We start from the raw sequence: 20,697 nt of genomic DNA on the forward strand, positions 1-20,697 counted from the left end.
AGTCTTGAGTCTTGAGTCTTGAGTCTTGAGCTGCTCTTCACTCTTCACTCTTCACTCTTCACCCTTCACCCTTCACCCTTCACCCTTCCCAAAATGGCTAGTCTTGCTGAATCCCTTGTTAGCAGCTCTTCTCGGGCGCTAACGGTGCGCAAACGCCCGGACTTGACGGCGAGTCGACATCGCTATCAAGGAACAGGCTATTGGGTGGTGAAAGAGCCTGTGGGGCTACAGTACTTTCGCTTTCATGACGAAGAGTATTTCATCATGAATATGCTCGACGGACACGTCAGCCTGCAGCAGATCAAGGATGGGTTCGAACAGCGGTTTGCACCACAAAAGATTACATTCGGTGATCTACAACAATTTATCGGAATGCTGCACCGTAGCGGCCTCGTCATCAGCAATTCACCTGGCCAAGGTAAAGCACTGCGTGAACGGGGACGCAAGAAGAAGAACAAGGAGATGATGGGCAAAGTCTCGAACGTCTTTGCGCTGCGTTTCCGTGGTTTCGACCCCGAGAGAATCCTGAATGCGATTTTGCCGTGGTTCGGCTGGATCTTCACCGTCCCTGCACTGCTATTCTTCGTAGCCCTTTTCTGTACCGCTGGTTTGCTACTAGCGAGTCAATACGAGACGGTTTATGCGAAGCTGCCGACGTTCCAGCAATTTTTCGCTGCCGACCGCTGGATGATCTTGGCAGGAACGATGGCGGTAGTGAAAGTGCTGCATGAGTTTGGGCATGGATTGAGTTGTAAAAAATTTGGTGGCGAGTGTCACGAGATTGGCTTCATGCTGTTGGTCTTTACGCCCTGCTTGTACTGCAACGTGTCCGATTCATGGATGCTGCCAAACAAATGGAAACGTGTTTGGATCGGCGCAGGAGGGATCTATGTCGAGATGATCTTGGCATCGATCGCTGCGTTCGTTTGGTGGTTCACCGAACAGGGGACGACGATCAATGACCTGTGTTTGAACATGATGTTTTTAAATGCGGTGAGCACGCTATTAGTCAATGGAAACCCGTTGCTACGATTCGACGGCTATTACATCTTGATGGATTTTTTAGAGATCCCCAACCTGCGGCAAAAGAGTACAGAGGTATTGAAGCGTTGGTTCCAAGAAACGTGCTTGGGATTGGAACTTCAAGACGATCCGTTTATGCCCACACGCGGCAGGTTGTGGTTCGGATTGTTTACGATTTGTAGCGTCATCTATCGCTGGGTCGTTGTATTTTCGATTTGTTGGTTTGTGATTAAAGTGCTTGAACCTTATGGTTTGCAAGCGATTGGCCGCATGGTGGCTGTGGTGGGTTTCTTCGGCTTGGTAGCTCAACCGGTAATCCAAACTTGGAAATTCTGTCGTACTCCTGGGAGGTTATCAAAAGTGAAACGAGGTCGTTTACTGGCAACATTGGTGATCGTGGGTTCGATCATCGCAGCGGTTGCTTACATCCCGCTTCCCCACCACATTGATTGTGCGTTCGAGATTCGCCCGAGCAAAGCGGGTGCCGTATACGCTGGGTCGCCTGGTCAAATCGAATGGACGATTGAAGACGGAGAGAAGGTTAGCATCGATGATACGATTGCCGTTCTGAAGAATCCCGATCTCGAAATCCGCTACGCTGATTTAAAGGGTGAAGAAGCGGTCGCGGAAGTAAAGCTTCGTAATATGGTGCTGCGAAGCCGTAGCGACTACGCCTTAAAAGCGCAGCTCGATACTCAGGTGGAACTTATCGAGTCGATCCGCGCTCTAAAGGCAAAGACCAAAGAAGAACTCGATCGCTTGGTAATCAGGGCGAAACAAGAGGGATTTGTCTTGCCACCACCAAAGAAAAAACCACAAGACGCTGGCGATGGACGATTGCCCGGCTGGACCGGCACGCCACTTGACCCTCGAAACCGGGGAGCGATGTTGACACCCGATGACTTGATTTGCGAAGTAGGCAATCCTGATGAATTTGAAGCCGTTTTAGTGATTGACCAAGGGGATGTCCAAATGGTTCGCGAAGGACAGACGGTCGATTTGAAGTTGGATTCAAGACGACTCGATACCTTTCACGGAGTGATTGAGGAAAAGTCAAATGAACCACTGAAGGCAACCTCGACGTCGATGGCTAGTCAAACAGGCGGAGATTTGCAAACCGAGATTGATCCACGCACGGGAGCGATCAAACCACGTAGTGTCTCCTACCAAGCTCGCGTGCCACTCGACCCAAGCGAACTACCCTTCCGGCCTGGATATCGTGGCAGTGCAAAAGTGCATGTCGATCCAATGTCGTTAGGAGCAAGGCTATGGCGAGTGATTGCCCAAACATTTAACTTTGAGTTTTAACCCTCGCCATAACGGCGCCCAAGTCTACGCAGTCTTCGCTGTTTAACACGCGATAGAGACAACCTTACAAATTTAGACCTTCACCCCTTTGTATCACGTTGCAGCGTCGCAACGGATTGTTACGATTTCCTTACCACCCAACCTAATTGTTCTCGAACGTTTGTAGCACGAGAGCGCCTTGAATCCCTTTCTCAACTTTTGGAGAGACTTAACTGATGGCAGACGACACACAAACCGCTGACGATCAAGCACCCGAAGCGGCTGCGACGGCATCTCCTGCCGAGCAAGCTCAGACACCACCTCAACAACCGGTCCAAGTTCAGGTAAATGATGACAACGCGATGGCGACTTACGCCAATTTCTGCCGCGTTACTGGATCGCCCGAAGAATTGATCGTGGACTTCGGTTTGAACCCACAACCGATTGGCGTGCCAAAGGATCCCATTCAAGTCAAGCAGCGCATCATTGTAAACTTTTTCACGGCCAAGCGTTTGTTGGCTGCACTGCAAATGTCGGTCGCCCGTCACGAATCGGTCTTCGGCGTTTTGGAAACGGATATCAACAAGCGAGTTCGTCCAGGACTTCAGCAACAACAGCAGCCCAAGGGCTAGTTGACCATTTAGCTGAGCAAAAGTGTTATATTAAGCCGCGTCTTCCTCTATTTGGGGTACGCGGCTTTTTTTGATGTCGCCCGGCTCTCGGGAGCGGAAAGCGTCCGCCGGTTGGCTCGTGCTAACGTTCGTTATTTGGGCCGAAGACGCATTCCCTTCGCAGAGTACAGCGACCAAGCAACGATAACGGATTGGCACCGCCCATCTCTTGAACTCTTTCCCCCTTGAAACCAACCATGCAATACCCGATCGAACTGCGTTTCAAAATTTTGACTTTCGGACAACGAATCACCGTGACCGATGCTAGTGCTAATACGTTGATGTTCATTAAGCAAAAGATGTTCAAGCTAAAAGAGAACGTGCAAATCTACAGCGATTCGACTCAAACAAACAAGATCTTTCAAATCGCATCCGACCGGATCATTGACTTCTCAGCCAACTACGACTTCACCGATGCCGCAGGAAACGATTGGGGTGCGGTACGACGCAAAGGGATGCGGTCGCTTTGGTCTGCCCACTACGAGATCATGCAGGACGGAAAAATCGACATGACCATTTCCGAAGAGAGTCCGATCAAGAAGGTCGTCGAGAGTTTGTTGGGCGAGATACCGATTGTCGGCTTTGTTGCCGCAATGCTTCTCAACCCAAGCTATATCGTTTCAAGGCCTGATGGAACGCCACTGTTGAGACTCACAAAAAAGCCAGCGGTCTTTGAAGGCATGTTCACCCTGGACAAACTCAATGAGATGCCTGAAGACGACGAACTTCGTTCGTTGCTAGGATTGATCATGATGGTACTACTCGAACGAGGCCGTGGCTAGGCGATCATCTAGGTGGCCACCCTCTCAATCGCCTCATCCATTTTTCCGTTGGCCCTCATTCGCCAAGAACGCGTCGATAGGTGGACAGGTAGTTGTCGGCCATCCGATCAACTGTAAATCGCTCCTCGACCGCACGACGAACGCCGGTGCGACTTCCGCTTCATAGTAGGCACGGTCCTGAACGATGCCGTAGAGATGCAGATGACGTCCGCTGCTGCGCGCAACAGATATCGCCTCTGCAGCACCCTTGTGAGGATGAATTCGTCCGAAGAAGAGCAAATCGTCGCTAAGCTTTGGCTTGAACGGAAAATCCTCGATTGGAATCCCATGGTGAATGGTTGCCGCATATTTCAAGTCGGGATGGCGATCAGAGTCACGAATGGAAACATAATGGACCACGTCTTGATATTCCAGGTACATCGGCAGGATGCGGTCCGAAGAGAAGCCGTGGATCGTTGTGAGGATCGGCGTGTCGACCAGACGCGCGAAGGCGTGTGCGGGAAAGTCCGCCTGATGGTTTCGAATCGTTGCTCGAAGAACGCCCTCGGTTTCTGGTGGCGTCCGTTGAATTCATTGAGTACGTGTCCGATTTGGTTGTCGACCTCCTTTTCCGACAGCGTACAGACACGCCCGGGTTGAAAAAACGCACATGCTTTGCCCCCCCCGACTCCTTCGCCATCCGCTCTAAGCTAATCCGATAGCGTTCACCCTGTACACGAATCAAACTTGGATGCGTCGCTCCGAGGACGATGTAGATGAAGTCTGGAAACTTGGCCACAATCTCTGGAATCGTTACGTGATGGTTGAATGTCGCGAGGTTGCAGTAGTAGTGATTTCCCTTTCATGAAACAACTTTTTCAGGCGTCGCATTTGCGATCTCCTGAATTCGGTAGCCTTGCGAGGCAGCGTCACGGATGAGTTGATGCGTTACTGAAACGGAATCCGAATCGGTTTGAAACGCCGCCAACACGTTCTCAAACGTTGCTGCATCCAGTACCTCTTGCTCCGGATCCGAAGCATCCAAAACGATCAATCGCAACAAATCGACATCCAAGTCGATTTGGTTTTGCAAATAGCCCCTCACCAGCGGGTAGGGAGTCAACGCCTGTGAGCGAGCGTTGAGGAACGTGTCGTACTCTGGCTTGTCGGAAAACCCAAAGACCACGGTGAGTTCCGCGTCGGTAGCGGCCAGCAAAACGATCGGGCTCGCAGGATGCAAACCATCCTTCAAAACATATCGCGGTGTCTTGGCAAAACCATGCACCATGACTGCCTCCTTTGGCAATCGAGAGACCTGCTGCAGCATGTCCACCGAAGAGAGTCTTCGGCGAAAGCGAACTGCGAATGGCGAACGGCAAGCTGCGATTCGCATTACACGGATCTTCAGCAAGCCAACTTCTTAGCTGTTTCGCGCAGGCCAACATTGCATCGTACCACGTTTCTGATCCAACGCAATTGCTTAAGTGTTCTTGCGGCACGCGAACATGGATCATTCTGACGGCCATGGAAAGCGAACACCATACCAAGAACTTTCTCACGCCTACCAATATCGTTATGATAGACGTGTACAGCGTTCCCATTCATGTATAGCCGTACCACCCAATTCGATCAAGCCAATTCAATGCATTCAACCGTCGGACCTGCCGAAACTCGAACGTTGCTAGAAAACGTTCGCTGGGAAACCTATGTCGATCTTGCGGATTCTCGGCGCGGAAGTGTCCCCCGAATGACCTATTTTGAAGGAATGCTCGAACTGATGAATCCAAGTAGACAACACGAAAATATTGGATGCTTGATCGGTCGAATGGTCGAAACGTATACGGAGGTGCAAGGCATCGAGATTCAAAGTGTCGCTTCGACGACCTTCAAGCGACAAGAGATAAAAAAAGGGTTTGAAGCTGATGAATCGGATTACGTTCAACACGCTGAACAAATTCGTGTCAAAGAAGAAGTGGATTTAAAAATCGACCCGCCACCCGATTTGGTGATCGAAGTGGAGATCACGACTTCGGCAATCCCCAAGATGGTCCTGTTCGCCGCAATGGGAGTGCCCGAGGTATGGCGGCATGATGGTGAGCAGTTGACAATGCATCTCTTATCGGGCGGTAAGTATGAATCGATTGAAGAGAGTTCCACACTTCCTGGCTACACCATTGCGATGGTCGAAGCGATTCTCGACAAGCGATTCGAGATCGGTGAAACAGCACTCATTCGCTCTTTTCGAGAATCTCTGTCGCTTCGATAATGTTGCGAGCCTGCTTTGCCGCTGGTAAAGACTAGAATCGAAACTCACTGTCTTTGATTTTCGACTGGTGCTTCGTCAGGGATAAGGATTAGGGTTGGCGGAAGTGGATCTTGTTAAGGGTCCTCACGCGGAAGGATCTTTGACAAGATCCACTACCCTATTCGACGATCAGTTCATCGATATACATCCCAAGGATCTTTGACAAGATCCACTACCCTACTCGACGATCAGTTCATCGATATACATCCCACCGCGTCCAATGGTTGAAAGCACAATGTGGTTGGCACCACTATTTAACCTAGCTTCCACAGTAACCGTCTTCCAGTCCGAACCCCAGTTCGCTGTATTCTTAAAAAACAGTTCGGATTCCACCCCATTGACGATAAGTTTCATCGGGCGGCCACTGCGTCCCTTCGCGTTACCCGAATAGCGAAAATGAAGTGCGACGGTTTCCGGGCTTCCGTCATTCTCCTGATACCATTCCACGGATCCTTGGTTGTTACCGAAATCGACATAACCTTTGCCGTGGAATCCCTTACCATTGCGTTTGACGACGGCGGATGAAAGCTTGGCATCTTCGGCTTGATCGCCTATCGCCGCTTGAGAGGCCTCATCACTTCCAGCATCCCCCCAGTAAAGTCCCAGCCCCTCGGCAAATTGTTCTTCCATATCGAACAAGAACAAATCGCCGTCATAGACCGCCGCCTTCACCGTCGTACCAGGCTGAACCTCAAATCCACCGATGTAGGGCGTTCTCGGATCCGAGCCATCCGTTGAATAGAAAATCTTCAAATCGCGAGGCATCACTTCGCCTCGAATCGAACACGATTGTGCATCGATGTGGATCTTGTTTGAAGTCAGCAATTGCGGCTCGCCACAGATAGCGCCGACGACTGCAGAGACTTTGTTTTCGTTTTCTGATACCTCAACGCCTGATAGCCTTAGAAAAGCTCGGCCAAGACCAAAGAACGCAGTTCGCGACGTGGTGCCGAAGTTATTTTCCGTATTCACCGGATTACCACTTTCGAGCGACAAGATGGACGCTGGCCCAGAGATGAAATAGTGGATTCGGTTTTCCGCGTAAGGATTCAGCACACCGTTTTCGTCCACTTCGGAAACCGTAATGATTGGGCAGGCGTCCCCTTCAACTGTCACCTTTAGCGCGGCTGGAGCACCCGAAGTCGTTTGTGATCTGCGAGCCACCTCTCGGCCGTTGCGATAGCCAACCGCTTCGACCGTGCCAGACGTCCAGGGCACCAACCACTCGCACTGCATTTCGTCCCATTTCGTTCCGGGGCGGTCTTTACCGAGCGACTTACCGTTGAGGAAGAGTTCGACTTCATCGCAATTGGAATAGACCCAAACAGGAATCTCGGTGCCAGACTCCATGACGGGATGGGTCCAGTGCGGCAGGATGTGTACCATCGGCTCCTCCGTCCATTGGCTTTGGTAGAAATAGTAGAGATCCTTTTTGAAGCCAGCCAGATCGAGAGCTCCGCCCATAAAAGCACGGAAAGGCCAACCGCCATGCACATAGCCAGCCTCACCGAGGTAGTCGAATCCGGTCCAGCGGAAATGACCGCTGTACCAGGGCAGATCTCGCATCAGTTCCCAATTCTTACGAGCCGTGATCCTCACCATCGCGTTGTCGTAGGAGGAATTGAATATCTGCTTGCGGTTGCGGTTGCCGCCGGGAGGAGCCCAGTCGTAGTGGAAGATCTCTTGCTCGGTCAGATCGGGGCACGCGAAAGCTCTCTTCGCGTTGTTCGCTGGATAACCATCCCGGAACCAAGTCTTCGTGCGATAGTATCCGCGTACTTGCCAGGTATGCGGTGCTTCGGTAGCCACGAACGGCTTGTCGGGCGTATGGTCGAAGAACATCGGTCGTTCACTCGCCCCATTCACTCCCTCCACATCCATGAACTCCGAACCTGAATGTCCTGAGGTTACCGATCGCGTTGGATCGACCTCGTGGCAGACCCTGACCAGTTCTTTCGCGATGTTGCCGCCGGTTTCATTGCCCAGGCTCCACACAACAACGCTCGGGTGATTGCGGTCGCGGCGGAGCCAGGCCCGCAAATCACGCTCCCACCACTGGTCGAACGCCTGCTTTCCATAGTCCTGTGCCGCCTTTTTCTTCCAGCCGTCAAAGATTTCATCCATCACCAACATGCCCATCTCGTCACACAATTCATAGAACTTCGGCACCTGCGGATTATGCGCCGTTCGGATGGCATTGCAGCCCATCTCTTTTAGCAGTCGGATTTTCCATGCAATCAATTCGTCAGGCGAAGCCGCACCGACGGGTCCCGCTTCGAGATGATCGCAGACGCCTTGGAGTTTGACATTCTTTTCGTTCAGCCAAAATCCCGTTGCCGTGTCCCAGCGGATCGTTCGAATGCCAAAACGCGATCGGGTTTCACCGAGCCATTTACCATTGAGTTTGATGCGGCTGACCACCGTGTAAAGCGAAGGCGTTTTCGTATCCCAACGTCTAGGAGAGGAAACTTGAAACTTCTTATCGAAAACTTGAATCCCGTTACCGCCGATCGAATGGCCCTCCGATTCCCGAGCGATTTCTTTTCCGTCCGGATCAAGCAGCAGAGTTTCTAAAGTGATACGTTCGCTTCGATCCAACGTGTTAGCGATCTCGGTCTGCACGTTAACTTCCGCCATGCGATCGGAGACCTCGGGCGTAGTGATGCACACGCCATCGGTGACGACATGGACCGCAGCGTGGGCCTCTAGCTTTACGTGCCCATAAATACCACAGCCATGATACCAGCGTGCGGCAGGTTCGCGTGAACAGTCCACTCGGACCGCTAGTACGTTGTTCTTCGGCTGCAAATACGGAGTCAGGTCGTATTCGAAACGGATATAGCCATAGGGGCGTTCGCCTAGCAGGTGACCATTGAGCCACACCTTGCTATTCATGAACACACCGTCGAATGCGATGAAGACCTTTTGGTTTTCCCATTCATCGGAAAAATCAAACGCCTTGCGGTACCATCCGATGCCGCCTGGTTTATAACCGCCCTTGTCGGTTTGCGCCGCATCCCTGGAGTAGTCCGACTCAAACGCCCAATCATGCGGCAATCGCAGGCTTCGCCAAGATTGATCATTCAATGTCGGTTGCTCCGCACCAGGAGCGTCGCCCAAATGGAATTTCCAATCCGCATCGAAATCAGTCGATACGGACTGGGCTTGACTTGTCATCATCAAACCCAGCAGGAATGAAAGTAGTATCGAGCTTTTCATTGTTCTATTTTGGGGTGGCGGTCGTGGATCTTGTTCAAGATCCACGACGGTAGGATTTAATGTTGAAAACGCACGAGGCAAACGTGCAAGCAGGGCACCGTTGAGTTGATGGGATCGTACCGGACAGGTCAACGAGGCGGCACCGCCGCGACAGCCGTTCCAACTTTAATGCACTCGCTCCGCCCCTAGCTTCACTGAAGTTCTTTGAGTTTTGCAATCAAGAATTCCGTGGTGGTTTCGTTCTTCACGTCGGGTACTCCCGGATAGAACAATTCGCAGGACACTCCGTTCGCGAGGCAATGCTCTTGAAGCTTGACACCGAAATTCGACGTATGAGTCGGATCCTTTTCCACCTTGCCAAGAGCTGGGGGGGACGTGTAACTCATATAGACGGCGGGATCATCTTTACTAACCAGGGCGTAAGGCGAGTACTCCGCAATCCAGGGCAGTAGTTGCTCGCGATCTCGTAAGAACTCGGCGAAGTTCGATTTGCCAAAGGCATGGCCTCCGTATTGGCAATTGGGAGTCCACTGCTTCATTTGCTTAGGATCGAGGCTGGTTTGCGGCCTGGTCACCGCTGCGCACCAAAGCCGACTCGATTCTCGAGCGACCGGATCATCGCTTTCGGGCTCGGCAAGGTCATCATGAAAAGCGATCCAGAGACTTGAACACGCACCGGCGGATCCACCCGCGGCACCAATTCTTTGCTTGTCGATATTCCACTCGGTCGCCTTGCTGCGAACGAACTGCAACGCGCGGGCTGCATCGTGCAGTGGTGCCTGGACCGGCGGTTTCAAATCACCAGCCTGCCGGATGTATCGGTAATTGATCGCGACGACGGAAATCCCCTCTTTCAGTAATGCCGCAACGTTTACAAAACGGTCGATCCGCTCCTTGCTGCCACCGTTCCAACCACCACCGTGAATGACGAACACCAACGGGGTAGGTGAAGTCGACTTCGCCTTCCAAAAATCCATTATCTGTCGCGGATGATCGCCATACTTCACTTCCGTTAGCGTCGGCGTGGGGACCCCCCCAGCGTATTGCACGGACGTCTTGACGCTGCGATTCGCAGCCTGGTTCGGCTTCGATACGACATCGGGGACTTGGGCTCGAACGGGAACATTGATCCCCAGACCAACCAAGAAGCACGCGATCAGTCGTCTCAAACGGGGCATGCATCTCAAGAGAGCATGCGTTTCAAGGATTGTCATTCGCCGGTTCTTCATCGTTGTCTTTTCCTATTTGAGTGGAAAGCGGAGGGTTCGCAATCAAAGAGTCATTTGTTGCTAACGCTTTGTCACCGCTTGATTTTGGGCTTGGCAAAAAAGTGGCTGTGGTATCTTGCCCCAGTACGCTGCGGCTGGAAACCACGGCCACAATAGATCCTTACCCTCATTCTTCGTTATGACAAAGCACGAGGCTCCTGTCTAGTAAGCACGCATTTCCCGTTTACGGTGTCCACGACGGCATCGCTCAGCTGCTGCATTGGCCGAACATCATAACAGCGGTACCGATGCTTGTTCTCTTCAAGTTGACCGGACCATTCAGAATCCGTGTTCTCGAACACAAACCCTCGCCCTTGAACAACCCCGTCGAGACTCACAAAGTAAGAGGAAACATCATAGTAGTATAGACAAACCGTTGCACTTGGCATTGCCGGGTCTTTCATTCGCGGATGAATCGGATACCTTTTTCACGTAGGCTCGTCTCTCCGCGAAGGGGGCCGCAGTATTGGCGAGGCTCAGAGAGACTCACCTAGGTAAAAGCCATCCGTCGGGAGCTAAAGTAGATGGCATGGTGGCTGGGAACCAGCATAGCGGTGAATCCTCAGGCAAGAGCCCGGGAACCAGAACAAGAGACGCGCACAGTCGAAACTCGTGCCCCGCTGGGCACACGGCTAAACAGACATACAACCAACACGGACGCAAAATGAACTCAACCAACGATTTAATTTTCGCGATGGTAACGATGGGGATTGCTGCGATTGCCGCTGGAGTCATTGCCTCGACGAAACAGGTGGCGGGAAAGCTTCAACAGGGCCAGTCGATGATTCTGGCTCTGACCGTCGTCGTCGTAGGAATGTTCACCTTTCTGTTTTATGCTGCCGGTCGCATGTTTTGGGCTAGATTCATCGAAGACTCCGCCGTGATTGTTTGGTCCAACTTCACTCCCTTGTTTGCAGCGGTGTCGGCTGGATTGGTGTTTCGATTGCCAAAAACGCCTCTTTGGCGACGAATCTTGTTGTTCGTATCACTCTCGATCGCGGCGGTGCTTGCGGTGCTTTGGCCATTCTTAAACATTTGGCTTCGCCCACCTCTTCCGGCTGGGAACGAGGTGCATAGCGGAGTGACGATGCAAACCGCCTGGGCAACGTGTAGTCCCGCAGCTGCATCAACATTCCTCCGGGCTGGCGGGATCGAGGTTACCGAAGGAGATTTGATTCCGCTTTGCTTGACGGACCGTAGCGGGACGCCAACGCTGGGTTTGTACCGAGGTCTCAAGTTGGCTGCAAATGCGAACCAGCGAGATGTCGAAGCCGTATCGATGACGCACGAAGAATTGGCATCGAACCAGGAGTGGCCGCTTTTGATAACCGTACAGTTACCCGCATCGGGTGTTGAGAACCCAAGCTATGAAGAGGACTGGGGCTGGATCCCTGGGCTTGGACATTCCGTCGTTGTCTTTGGCCGAATAGCAGATACGGGGCATTATCGAATCGGCGACCCGTCAATCGGTGCCGAACTTTGGACGAGTGTGGACATGCAAGTTTTATGGCACGGGGACGCGATTCGCTTCAAGGGGCGTTCGCGTTAAGTCAACCGCTTGAGGTTAACGCGTCGTGCCACGGAGCGGCATCGCACTACCAGCGTCGGCGGTGTACTCGGTCGCCATTGCTGGCGCGGCCATCCCCGCCGAGAGCGTGGTCAAATCGATCGCCCGCGAAGCCGTTTGAGGCATCACGAATAGCTGAGGGTCATCCGTCAGTAGTTGATTGATGACATACGTTCCAATATCGATTTGCATCGCCAGTGGCTCACCGACCGCAGGCGTTAGATGCAACTCCACTCGGTGCGGCAAAGCACATTGTTGTTCTTCGTAGTAACGATGATTACTCGCTTTGCTCTTTGCGATCAAACGGTTGTCGGGTGCGTAGAGAAACTGATCGGTGACATAACCCGCACTACTTTCAAACAACGAAACCTTTTGGTAGACGCCATCTGGCATTTGCATAATCGAACGGATCTCCAGTTTGCCGTCGTCGCGTCGGACCGGGCCAGCAACGACCGTACTAGGATCGAGCTGAGCAAGTCCGAGCGCATCCATGATCCAGGTCGGGTCGACGGGCAATACCGCCCGCCCGAGTTGCTGGCGATACTGTTCGTGGCTCGCGTAGTAAAGCGTTTTCGACATCGTTGGTCCTTCAGGCACCTCGAACCAGAACATCTCATCGTTACTGCCCATGTCCATGCCCGCTCCCAAAACGATCGGTAAGGCCGCTCGCAATCGAAATCGCTTCTCGCGACTTAGGTTCAACGTTCCACTCAGTCGCGGCAGACTTGGCATACTCAAGACTTCAACGGTTGCCGTATTGGTCGATAATTGTTGAATCGAATAGGTGCGGTTGACCACAGCGGCTAGCTCCGCGATGCTCGGAGTACCGTTCAATACCGGCGGTGGTGGTGGATAAGGAATCGGTGTATCACGCCGTTGGCACGTGGCTCCACCAGAGACAAAACAGACCACCAAGAGGCCAATCCATAGCAAGGTTCGCATCCGTCGCTTTTCCGTAGCCGCGTCTCTCCGAGACGCGAAGGTATCGTAACCGCGTCTCCCCGAGACGCGAAGGTATCGTAACCGCGTCTCCCCGAGACGCGAAATATCGTAGCCGCGTCTCCCCCAAGACGCGAAGTATCGTAACCGCATCTCTCCGAGACGCGAAGTATCGTAACCGCATCTCTCCGAGACGCGAAGTATCACAACCGCGTCTCTCCGAGACGCGAAGGTAAACACATAACTCCAATGGTGACTCAGAGAGACACCGCTACTTACTCAATCACTTCGGCTTCACAGTACAACAAATCGTTGAGTTCTAAGCGAAGCGTTTCGGCTTCGGACTTAGTGATCGACACCGTCTCGACTTCGATTGTAGATCCATCGGCAACCACCTCCACGCACATCGTTTGCTCGAGTGGGTTGGAAGCAGGTCGAATCAATCGTTTTCGCATCAACATCAACGCCAACAAATAGCGGGTTTTGGCTTTCTCGGGAAAAGCGGCCATTTGACGCAAAAGATCGATCAAAACTTCTGGAGGTGCCAGAACCAACCTCTTCTCGTCGGAGCGTGGCATCCGGTTTTTCCACCAACCGATCGCTCCTTCTGGTGGTCCTTGCCAACTCTCGAGTGAATAGTCGTGGCGGATAAAATCATCGCCTGATTCCATCACGACGGAATAATACCACTCCCCCTCCGCCAACGGGCGTTTGAGAGAGAAGCATTGCCGCGTACAACGGCTAACACGGTATTCGCCTAGCATGACAATTCAAAACGAGAATCAATTGGGATAAAACGATCATCAGAAGACCGAAGACGATTCGAAACTAACACAACTCGACCGACTTGCGAAAGGGCGAATCGCGAAGGAGCAATGTGCAATGTCAATGTCACGATAGGCGGTAACCGATCGATTTGAGTTTCTCTTTGACCCTTTGCAAATGATCGCCTTGAATTTCCAGCTGCGTTCCCTGCAGAGAGCCGCCTGCTCCGCATGTCGACTGTAGTGTGGAAAGCAGTTGGCTTAGGTCCGTTTCGTCGGGAGCCAAGCCTTTGACAATGGTCATCGTGCGTTTATTTTTGCGGCGTTCGGTAAAGACCTTGGCCTTCTGCTTGCTGGGGTCAGCAAACGGGATCACTGGAGGTGGACAATCGCACTCGGATTCTAATTTCCCGCACACTTCACAGGTTGGTGGAATATCGAATGGGGTGCCAGCAAAGAGTCTTGTCATAACTAAGCAGCAATTTTTCCTGGTTGGTCTCTATCGGTCTGAGCAACTGGTTTTTCATCGGCATCGTCCACAACGATTTTGCATTCGCCTGAGAACATTTCGTCTGGTACGGCTTTTACCGGGCGACGTTCGGACTCCATGCGGTCAAACAACCCTCCAAGCAACTTGGGGTGAAAGCAGATGTAGGCCCAGCATAAACCGAATGCAGCCCCGCCACAAACGTCACTCAAAAAGTGAGCGCCCACAAACATTTGTTTTAGCAAGACGCCGACAAGGAAAATGCTGTAGATAATTCGCCCTCTTGGCAGTACCGCCCACAACCCGACGGTAAAGGCGGTCGCCGTTGTCATGTTCCCGCTCGGAAACGCTCGCGTGCTCGAGTCAAACGCGGCGACACGGTCGAGCGACCAATCAAACACCCAACGCCAAGCAACGTCGTAGGAGGCGATATCCAAATTGATATTTCCAGGCCGTTCGCGAAGCACAAACATTTTCACGATGGTCGCGACTGCCCCGGCACCAAGAGCCAAAACAGCCAATCGTGAAATATACCGGCGGCTACGGGGGGCCATGACGAGGATCGTCAAAAGTATCAGAAAGATCCCCAATCCATGGGGAAAAAAACTCGTCAGCGTCAAGAAATCGGTTATTTCACGTGGTAGCTCGGTGCGATCAAACCAGCGACCAACGGGAACATCGACCAACGTCAACATCGGCACGCTCATCAAAGCGATACCCGATATCCACATCAAACTCGTCGTCCGAAAAGGCGCGAACTCGTCTGCATGAGAGCCACCAAACATCGAAATTTTGGGGCGTAACTTCGTCCCGGTGTTGCGTTGAGTGTTTGTTCCAAGTCTGGCGTCCATCGAGCAACCCACATTCAGGTAATGAAAAATTCGACATCTTTACCGTAACGAAAAAATGGATTTCAGCGAAAGAGCATTTGCTGGTCGTTGATCCTGATCCTACAATCCAGATCCTTTCACTACCGATCCGCATTACCGATGGGCCAACCGTACGGATGAGTCAGCAGAATTCAACAAAATGGACAGCGGAAGTGATCTCGATTGGCGACGAGATGACGAGCGGTGCCAGGCTCGATACGAACGCCCAATGGCTTAGCCAACGATTGGCGGAACTCGGCATCGAAGTCCTCTTTCATACTACCGTTTGCGATACGTTGGCTCACAATGTCAACGTCTTTCAAACCGCAGCTCGCCGGGTCGATTTCGTCGTTTGCACCGGTGGACTCGGACCAACGCGAGACGACCTGACTCGCGAAGCGCTGTCCGAAGTCGCAAGCGACCCCTTGGAACTTCGCAAACAAGCTCTCGATCACATTGAAACCCTGTTTTCGAGTCGTGGGCGTCCGATGTCCGAGCGAAATCGGTTGCAAGCAATGTTTCCGTCGACGAGCACAATCATTCCCAACCCGCTCGGCACCGCACCTGGGATCGATCTGCGACTTCGGGAGGATGCTTCCGATCACGTTTGCCGGGTCTTTGCGTTGCCGGGTGTGCCAGCGGAAATGATGCCGATGTTCGACCAATACGTTGCCCCCTCGCTGGTTTCCAATAACGGTGACCAACATGTGATTCGCAGCCTTGTAATGAAATTCTTTGGAACGGGGGAAAGTGCGATGGAAGAACGGCTCGGCGATACGATTGCGCGTGATCGGCAACCGCGAGTCGGAATCACCGTAAGCGCCGCAACGATCTCCCTCCGCATAACCGCTCATGCTGAAACCGCCCAAGAATGCGAAGCGATGATTGCCGACACCAAGACCGAAATACTCGGCAGAGTGCCCGAATATTATTTCGGTGATGGCGAAAACTACGAGCAATATCACGCGATCGACTCGTCGCTGAGAAGCCGAGGCGAATCCTTGATGGTCGTTGAACTAGGCTATGCGGCACCGTTAAACGATTGGTTTGCCTCGCTTGGCGACACGCCGTCGTATCGAGGTGGCCTATCGCTGGCAAACGAACGGGAACTACGAAGACATACCTCCGCATCTGCCCTTGCCGAAGCGATCACCCAACTCAAGTCGCAATTCGATGTGGACTGGCTACTGTTGGTCGACGGTTATCCGTCACTCAATAGCCCGCTCGTTAGAGAGCCGTCAGAGACGATGCCGAATGCCAGCGTCAAGATGCTCGTCTCATCGCCAGACGGAGTCTTGCATGAGCGAAAATCAACGATTGCCGGTCATCCTGATATTTTGCAGCCGCGAATAGGCAAAACGGCGATGGAGCATTTGCGAGCGGTGATGGCGGCGACCGATTTAGCGTAAGGCGGCTCAGCTTCCGGTCGTAGCGAGCCGGCGGGACGTACGATTTTCTGGCACGCGTGCAAATGAATCGTACTCGCCCTCAATCAAATGGTACTCGTACAAATGGTACTCGTACAAATGGTACTCGTACTCGGGCGGAAAAGACAATTCGGGGACGGGGACGAAAAAACTGTCGGTTCCGATGTTTGACAGCAGTTGGCGGTGGCGTTTACCGAGAAGCGTCGAGTGAATTCCGTTCCACGATTTGCCGCCATGTCCAGATAACGGAACAAATTCCGTTCTACCGCAGCCCTCGAGGCAAAGAAAAGGAAAAACCGTACGTTTTTCGCTCGCTAGGCCCTCCATTGGTCTCGACGATTCTGCTAGCCGCCTGCTACACTTCTGGGCTTGATCGAGTCTTGCAGCTTGAAAACCTACCCAATTTACAATTAAACGCTAAAACCGTCTAAACAACCTCCAACGGGAGCCATTCACGTGTCGCGCCGAACTTTGATTGCTGGAAACTGGAAAATGAACATGCGGTGCGAAAGTGCCGTTGCGTTAGCAAAAGGCGTTGTCGCAGCCGTTGGAAGTCAGCCCAGCGCGGAAGTCGTCCTTTGCCCGCCGTCGGTCTACTTGTCCAAAGTAGGTGAAGCGGTCGCTGGCACTCCCGTCGAATTGGGTGCTCAAAACGTTTACGCAGCCGATGACGGTGCGTTCACCGGAGAGGTCAACCCGTCAATGTTGACCGATGTGGGATGCCAATTTGTGATTCTCGGGCATAGTGAACGCCGCACGTTGATGGGCGAAACAGACGCGGACGTGAGCAAAAAGCTTCATGCCGCACTCGCCGGGCGTTTGGTTCCAATCGTATGTGTTGGTGAATCACTTGAGCAGCGTGAAGGTGACGAGACCGAGCAAGTGATCGAACGACAAATCAACGGCTCGCTCGCTGGACTCGATGACGTTCGCGCAGCAGGAATTGTCATCGCTTACGAACCCATTTGGGCTATCGGAACCGGTAAAGTTGCATCGCCCGAACAAGCCGAAGAAGTCCACGCATTCATTCGCCAAGAACTCAGCAAAATGTTCGGCAAAGAAGTCGCCGACCAAATCCGAATTCAATACGGCGGCAGCGTGAAGCCAGGCAACGCAAAGGAATTGCTGGGGCAACCCAACATTGACGGGGCACTGGTCGGCGGGGCAAGCTTAACCGTAGAAGACTTCTCGGGTATCATCGCCGCAGTCTAGTGGCTTGTCTCCGTCAAGAATTACGGTCGGCGGTAGTGGATCTTGTTAAAGATCCCAGGCCTCAGGATCTTTAACAAGATCCACTTCCTAAGATGGGGCGGTGACAATGCTTCGTCTTAGATTACTCCTTTTAAACCCGTTGTTTATCCTTTAGGACCAACGAAATATGACGACGTTATTGATTGGTTCCATCTCCGGCATGATCCTGGGGTGGTTGATGGGCTTTTTGTCACTGTTTCTGATCTTGTTGGTACTCATCCAGCGGGGCAAAGGAGGCGGCTTGACAGGTGCTTTGGGCGGCCCAGGTGGACAGAGCGCGTTTGGCAGCAAAGCGGGCGATACCTTCACGGTCATCACCGTTGTCGTCGCTTCGGTTTGGGGCTTTACCTGTGCCTTCACCATGTGGCTACTCGGCACTCATTCCCCTTCGGTCTCGATCAGCAATTCGGAAATCAAATCAGGACCTGGCGACGAAGATGCGGAGCCATCCTCTGGTCAAGAGGGCTTGACCGTTCCCCCGATGAGCCCCGAAGAGGAAGCCGCACCCGCACCTGCGATCGACGGTGGCGAAAGCAATTCGGTTGAATTGACTCCCGCGAATGCCGAAGCAACCGAGCCCGAAGCAACCGAGCCCGAAGCAACCGAGCCCGAAGCAACTGAGCCCGAAGCAACTGAGCCCGAAGCATCTGAGCCCGAAGCAACTGAGCCCGAGACAACCGATACTGAAACCGAGCAGCCTGCTGCCGGCGACGGCCAATAGCTCTGATGACATCGACTCCCCATCGTCAAATCCGCAGCATGACAGGCCAAGGTCATGCGTCACGAAGTAGTAGCCAAGGGATCATTGCGGTCGAGATCCGTACGGTCAATAACCGTGGCTTCAAATGCATTCTACGGTCACCCGATTCACTGTCAGGGTTCGATTCACGAATGGAGGGGCTAGCGCGGTCATTGATCCATCGTGGCAGCGTAAGCATGTCAGTCTCATGGAAACGCCCACCCTCCGAATCGATGCCGCAAATCGATCAAGAGCTGTTGCAAAGCTACGTCAAACAGCTCAAGGCCGGCCGCGATGCAATTGGTGTTGATGTCATGGCCACCATCGATCTCGCCCAAGTGGCCATGTTGCCTGGTGTGATCGCGCCGGCTCAAAGCGACCAACGTGACAATAAATTGCTCTGGCAAGAGATCGAGCAAGCGGTCTACGAGGCGATTGAAAATCTCAATGCGATGCGAGACCAAGAGGGATCGCATATGGCGGAAACGATTCGAGCCGAATGCGATACGATCGAGTCTCATTTGGAGCAAATTGGCGTATTGGCACCGCGAAGTGTGGAGGTCTACCAGAATCGCCTCGAATCCAAGATCAAGAAACTTCTTGCCAGACATGAAGTGGAATATTCCAAGATTGATTTGCTGCGTGAGATTCAAATCTATGCAGACCGGGCAGACGTTAGCGAAGAGATCACTCGCTTGACGAGCCACCTAAAAATGGTGCGTGGCGTCCTCGGCGACGCAAACACGGCGGATCCGCATACGGTGGATTCAGGTGAGGAAAAAGCCAAAGAGGGTGAGCCCACCGGCAGAAAACTTGAGTTCATCGTTCAAGAATTGCTTCGAGAAACCAACACAATTGGCAGCAAGGCATCCGACAGTGAAATCGCAGCGTTCGTTGTCGAGATCAAATGCGCGATCGAGCGGATGCGAGAATTGGTCCTGAACTTAGAGTAGACTTTCACTTTCTTTGGCTTATGAGCGACACAAACGATGGTCGATTGATTATCATTTCGGGACCAAGCGGTGCCGGAAAATCAACCGTTCTGCGCCGTTTGCTAAGCAAATGTGACCTGCCACTGAAAATGAGCATCTCGGCGACGACCCGAAAGCCTCGCCAGGGCGAACGAGACGGAATCGATTACTTTTTTTTGTCAGCGGAAGAGTTTGAGCGGCGACGAGAAGCAGGAGACTTTCTGGAGTGCAAGCGAGTTTTTAAGCTTGGCGATTGGTATGGAACGCTAAAAAGTCAAGTCGCTACTGGCCTAAAAGCAGGTCAATGGGTTATTTTAGAAATTGACGTCCAAGGGGCTCTGGCCGTCCTGGAACAAAAGGATTTCGATCCGGTTTCGTTGTTCATTCATCCTGGAACAATGCAAGAACTGGAACGACGATTACGAAATCGAGCCACCGAATCCGAAGAAGCGATCGCCGCGCGGCTGGAAACGGCGAAGAGTGAAATGCGGTTCATCGATCGCTACCAACATGAAATCATCAACGATTCCGTCGACCAAACGGTCTCGAATATTTGTCTGATCTTAAAAGAACATAGGGAACACCAAGCATGCTCGAAGAACTAAAAGAAGAAGAAATCGTCAACAAGGTTGGCGGCCGTTTCAAGCTAAGTACCCTGATCCAAAAACGATTGGTTCAACTCAATCAAGGCAGTCGAGCGCTTGTGAATGTCGACACGCATGACAAAATGTCGATCGTTTTACAGGAAATTGTGCAAGACAAAATCGTGCTCAACATGGACAACGAGATCCAAACACTCGAGGATTTAACGGCCGACGCCGAAGCCGCAACGGACGGTCCCGATTTGGACGCCTCGGATTTGTAGTTCATCGCCCCGAAACTTCATCGCCCCGAAACAAGGTTCCCGCCTCCTTACACTGGAAACGGCTGAAAAGGGTAGCGACGAACCTAGCTTTGTCACCGCTGGGTTATCGACTTGGCAAAAGGGTGGCTGGGGTTGCAAGCCCAAGTCACGTTATACCGCACCTAAAATACCGCACCTAAAGTTAAATCTGGACAAAACGCTGGGCTGAAACGAATCGAGGCCGTAGGTCGAAACACCGTCTGCCGGTGGCTGACGGGCTGTCGATTTAATCGGTTTGACTCGAC

19 protein-coding genes are annotated in these 20,697 nt (G+C 52.5%); 11 read left to right on the top strand and 8 right to left on the bottom strand.

Annotated elements, in window-relative coordinates; translation table 11 throughout:
- Positions 1 to 93 precede the first annotated feature (93 nt).
- From Q31b_RS00065 to Q31b_RS00075, 3 genes are all read left to right on the top strand, one after another.
- Complete coding sequence (locus tag Q31b_RS00065; protein ID WP_231617182.1) at positions 94 to 2,331, top strand: hemolysin D; 2,238 nt, start codon at positions 94 to 96, stop codon at positions 2,329 to 2,331.
- A 215-nt stretch (positions 2,332 to 2,546) separates the two neighbouring features.
- Complete coding sequence (locus Q31b_RS00070; protein WP_146597673.1) at positions 2,547 to 2,942, top strand: DUF3467 domain-containing protein; 396 nt, start codon at positions 2,547 to 2,549, stop codon at positions 2,940 to 2,942.
- Positions 2,943 to 3,178: 236 nt separating this feature from the next.
- The gene (locus Q31b_RS00075) at positions 3,179 to 3,763 is read left to right on the top strand and encodes a hypothetical protein (protein WP_146597674.1); all 585 of its coding nucleotides are present in this window, start codon (positions 3,179 to 3,181) and stop codon (positions 3,761 to 3,763) included.
- Positions 3,764 to 3,796: 33 nt separating this feature from the next.
- On the opposite strand, the gene Q31b_RS00080 is transcribed toward Q31b_RS00075, so the two are convergent.
- Positions 3,797 to 4,162, bottom strand: coding sequence for a hypothetical protein (locus Q31b_RS00080; RefSeq protein WP_231617183.1), 366 nt, complete (start codon positions 4,160 to 4,162; stop codon positions 3,797 to 3,799).
- 442 nt (positions 4,163 to 4,604) lie between these two features.
- Positions 4,605 to 5,153: a hypothetical protein gene (locus Q31b_RS00085; protein ID WP_146597675.1), complete on the bottom strand. Its 549-nt coding sequence runs from the start codon at positions 5,151 to 5,153 to the stop codon at positions 4,605 to 4,607.
- 231 nt (positions 5,154 to 5,384) lie between these two features.
- Between Q31b_RS00085 and Q31b_RS00090 the strand changes: the two genes are divergently transcribed.
- Positions 5,385 to 6,008, top strand: a complete 624-nt coding sequence (locus Q31b_RS00090) for a Uma2 family endonuclease (protein WP_197170690.1) — start codon at positions 5,385 to 5,387, stop codon at positions 6,006 to 6,008.
- A 216-nt stretch (positions 6,009 to 6,224) separates the two neighbouring features.
- On the opposite strand, the gene Q31b_RS00095 is transcribed toward Q31b_RS00090, so the two are convergent.
- Positions 6,225 to 9,266 carry a glycoside hydrolase family 2 TIM barrel-domain containing protein gene (locus tag Q31b_RS00095; RefSeq protein WP_146597677.1) on the bottom strand — a complete coding sequence of 1,014 codons (3,042 nt, stop codon included), beginning with the start codon at positions 9,264 to 9,266 and terminating at the stop codon, positions 6,225 to 6,227.
- A 191-nt stretch (positions 9,267 to 9,457) separates the two neighbouring features.
- Positions 9,458 to 10,495: an alpha/beta hydrolase gene (locus Q31b_RS00100; protein WP_231617184.1), complete on the bottom strand. Its 1,038-nt coding sequence runs from the start codon at positions 10,493 to 10,495 to the stop codon at positions 9,458 to 9,460.
- A 703-nt stretch (positions 10,496 to 11,198) separates the two neighbouring features.
- Between Q31b_RS00100 and Q31b_RS00105 the strand changes: the two genes are divergently transcribed.
- The gene (locus tag Q31b_RS00105; RefSeq protein WP_197170692.1) at positions 11,199 to 12,083 is read left to right on the top strand and encodes a peptidase C39; all 885 of its coding nucleotides are present in this window, start codon (positions 11,199 to 11,201) and stop codon (positions 12,081 to 12,083) included.
- A gap of 15 nt (positions 12,084 to 12,098) precedes the next feature.
- On the opposite strand, the gene Q31b_RS00110 is transcribed toward Q31b_RS00105, so the two are convergent.
- From Q31b_RS00110 to Q31b_RS00125, 4 genes are all read right to left on the bottom strand, one after another.
- Entirely contained in the window at positions 12,099 to 13,247 is a 1,149-nt protein-coding gene (locus Q31b_RS00110; protein ID WP_146597678.1) for a hypothetical protein, read from the bottom strand.
- A gap of 68 nt (positions 13,248 to 13,315) precedes the next feature.
- The gene (locus tag Q31b_RS00115; RefSeq protein WP_146597679.1) at positions 13,316 to 13,804 is read right to left on the bottom strand and encodes a hypothetical protein; all 489 of its coding nucleotides are present in this window, start codon (positions 13,802 to 13,804) and stop codon (positions 13,316 to 13,318) included.
- A 127-nt stretch (positions 13,805 to 13,931) separates the two neighbouring features.
- The gene (locus Q31b_RS00120) at positions 13,932 to 14,273 is read right to left on the bottom strand and encodes a translation initiation factor (protein ID WP_146597680.1); all 342 of its coding nucleotides are present in this window, start codon (positions 14,271 to 14,273) and stop codon (positions 13,932 to 13,934) included.
- Between the two features lie 2 nt (positions 14,274 to 14,275).
- Positions 14,276 to 15,142: a phosphatase PAP2 family protein gene (locus tag Q31b_RS00125; RefSeq protein WP_146597681.1), complete on the bottom strand. Its 867-nt coding sequence runs from the start codon at positions 15,140 to 15,142 to the stop codon at positions 14,276 to 14,278.
- Here Q31b_RS00125 and Q31b_RS00130 point away from each other — a divergent pair.
- From Q31b_RS00130 to Q31b_RS00155, 6 genes are all read left to right on the top strand, one after another.
- On the top strand, positions 15,121 to 16,569 hold the full coding sequence (locus Q31b_RS00130) for a competence/damage-inducible protein A (protein WP_231617185.1): 1,449 nt from the start codon (positions 15,121 to 15,123) through the stop codon (positions 16,567 to 16,569). The two genes, Q31b_RS00125 and Q31b_RS00130, sit on opposite strands and share 22 nt — an antisense overlap.
- A 474-nt stretch (positions 16,570 to 17,043) precedes the next feature.
- Positions 17,044 to 17,799, top strand: coding sequence for a triose-phosphate isomerase (tpiA, locus tag Q31b_RS00135; protein WP_146597682.1), 756 nt, complete (start codon positions 17,044 to 17,046; stop codon positions 17,797 to 17,799).
- 166 nt (positions 17,800 to 17,965) lie between these two features.
- Complete coding sequence (gene secG / locus Q31b_RS00140) at positions 17,966 to 18,559, top strand: preprotein translocase subunit SecG (RefSeq protein WP_146597683.1); 594 nt, start codon at positions 17,966 to 17,968, stop codon at positions 18,557 to 18,559.
- A gap of 5 nt (positions 18,560 to 18,564) precedes the next feature.
- A complete protein-coding gene (locus Q31b_RS00145; RefSeq protein WP_146597684.1) occupies positions 18,565 to 19,530 on the top strand; it encodes a YicC/YloC family endoribonuclease in 966 nt (321 codons plus the stop codon).
- A gap of 20 nt (positions 19,531 to 19,550) precedes the next feature.
- Positions 19,551 to 20,153: a guanylate kinase gene (gene gmk, locus Q31b_RS00150; protein WP_146597685.1), complete on the top strand. Its 603-nt coding sequence runs from the start codon at positions 19,551 to 19,553 to the stop codon at positions 20,151 to 20,153.
- On the top strand, positions 20,138 to 20,413 hold the full coding sequence (locus Q31b_RS00155) for a DNA-directed RNA polymerase subunit omega (protein ID WP_146597686.1): 276 nt from the start codon (positions 20,138 to 20,140) through the stop codon (positions 20,411 to 20,413). Before gmk ends, Q31b_RS00155 begins: the two co-directional genes overlap by 16 nt.
- Positions 20,414 to 20,697 lie beyond the last annotated feature (284 nt).

Source organism: Novipirellula aureliae, from assembly GCF_007860185.1.
Classification (GTDB): Bacteria; Planctomycetota; Planctomycetia; order Pirellulales; family Pirellulaceae; genus Novipirellula_A; species Novipirellula_A aureliae.

What these genes read in the sequence shown, in the direction of transcription:
- Q31b_RS00105 (WP_197170692.1), top strand. Translation starts at nt 11,199, where the DNA reads ATGAACTCAACCAACGATTTAATTTTCGCGATGGTAACGATGGGGATT.
- Q31b_RS00115 (WP_146597679.1), bottom strand. Translation starts at nt 13,804, where the DNA reads ATGCTAGGCGAATACCGTGTTAGCCGTTGTACGCGGCAATGCTTCTCT.
- Q31b_RS00120 (WP_146597680.1), bottom strand. Translation starts at nt 14,273, where the DNA reads ATGACAAGACTCTTTGCTGGCACCCCATTCGATATTCCACCAACCTGT.
- Q31b_RS00145 (WP_146597684.1), top strand. Translation starts at nt 18,565, where the DNA reads ATGACATCGACTCCCCATCGTCAAATCCGCAGCATGACAGGCCAAGGT.
- Q31b_RS00075 (WP_146597674.1), top strand. Translation starts at nt 3,179, where the DNA reads ATGCAATACCCGATCGAACTGCGTTTCAAAATTTTGACTTTCGGACAA.
- Q31b_RS00095 (WP_146597677.1), bottom strand. Translation starts at nt 9,266, where the DNA reads ATGAAAAGCTCGATACTACTTTCATTCCTGCTGGGTTTGATGATGACA.
- gmk (WP_146597685.1), top strand. Translation starts at nt 19,551, where the DNA reads ATGAGCGACACAAACGATGGTCGATTGATTATCATTTCGGGACCAAGC.
- Q31b_RS00155 (WP_146597686.1), top strand. Translation starts at nt 20,138, where the DNA reads ATGCTCGAAGAACTAAAAGAAGAAGAAATCGTCAACAAGGTTGGCGGC.
- Q31b_RS00090 (WP_197170690.1), top strand. Translation starts at nt 5,385, where the DNA reads ATGCATTCAACCGTCGGACCTGCCGAAACTCGAACGTTGCTAGAAAAC.
- Q31b_RS00100 (WP_231617184.1), bottom strand. Translation starts at nt 10,495, where the DNA reads ATGAAGAACCGGCGAATGACAATCCTTGAAACGCATGCTCTCTTGAGA.
- Q31b_RS00125 (WP_146597681.1), bottom strand. Translation starts at nt 15,142, where the DNA reads ATGGACGCCAGACTTGGAACAAACACTCAACGCAACACCGGGACGAAG.
- secG (WP_146597683.1), top strand. Translation starts at nt 17,966, where the DNA reads ATGACGACGTTATTGATTGGTTCCATCTCCGGCATGATCCTGGGGTGG.
- Q31b_RS00065 (WP_231617182.1), top strand. Translation starts at nt 94, where the DNA reads ATGGCTAGTCTTGCTGAATCCCTTGTTAGCAGCTCTTCTCGGGCGCTA.
- Q31b_RS00070 (WP_146597673.1), top strand. Translation starts at nt 2,547, where the DNA reads ATGGCAGACGACACACAAACCGCTGACGATCAAGCACCCGAAGCGGCT.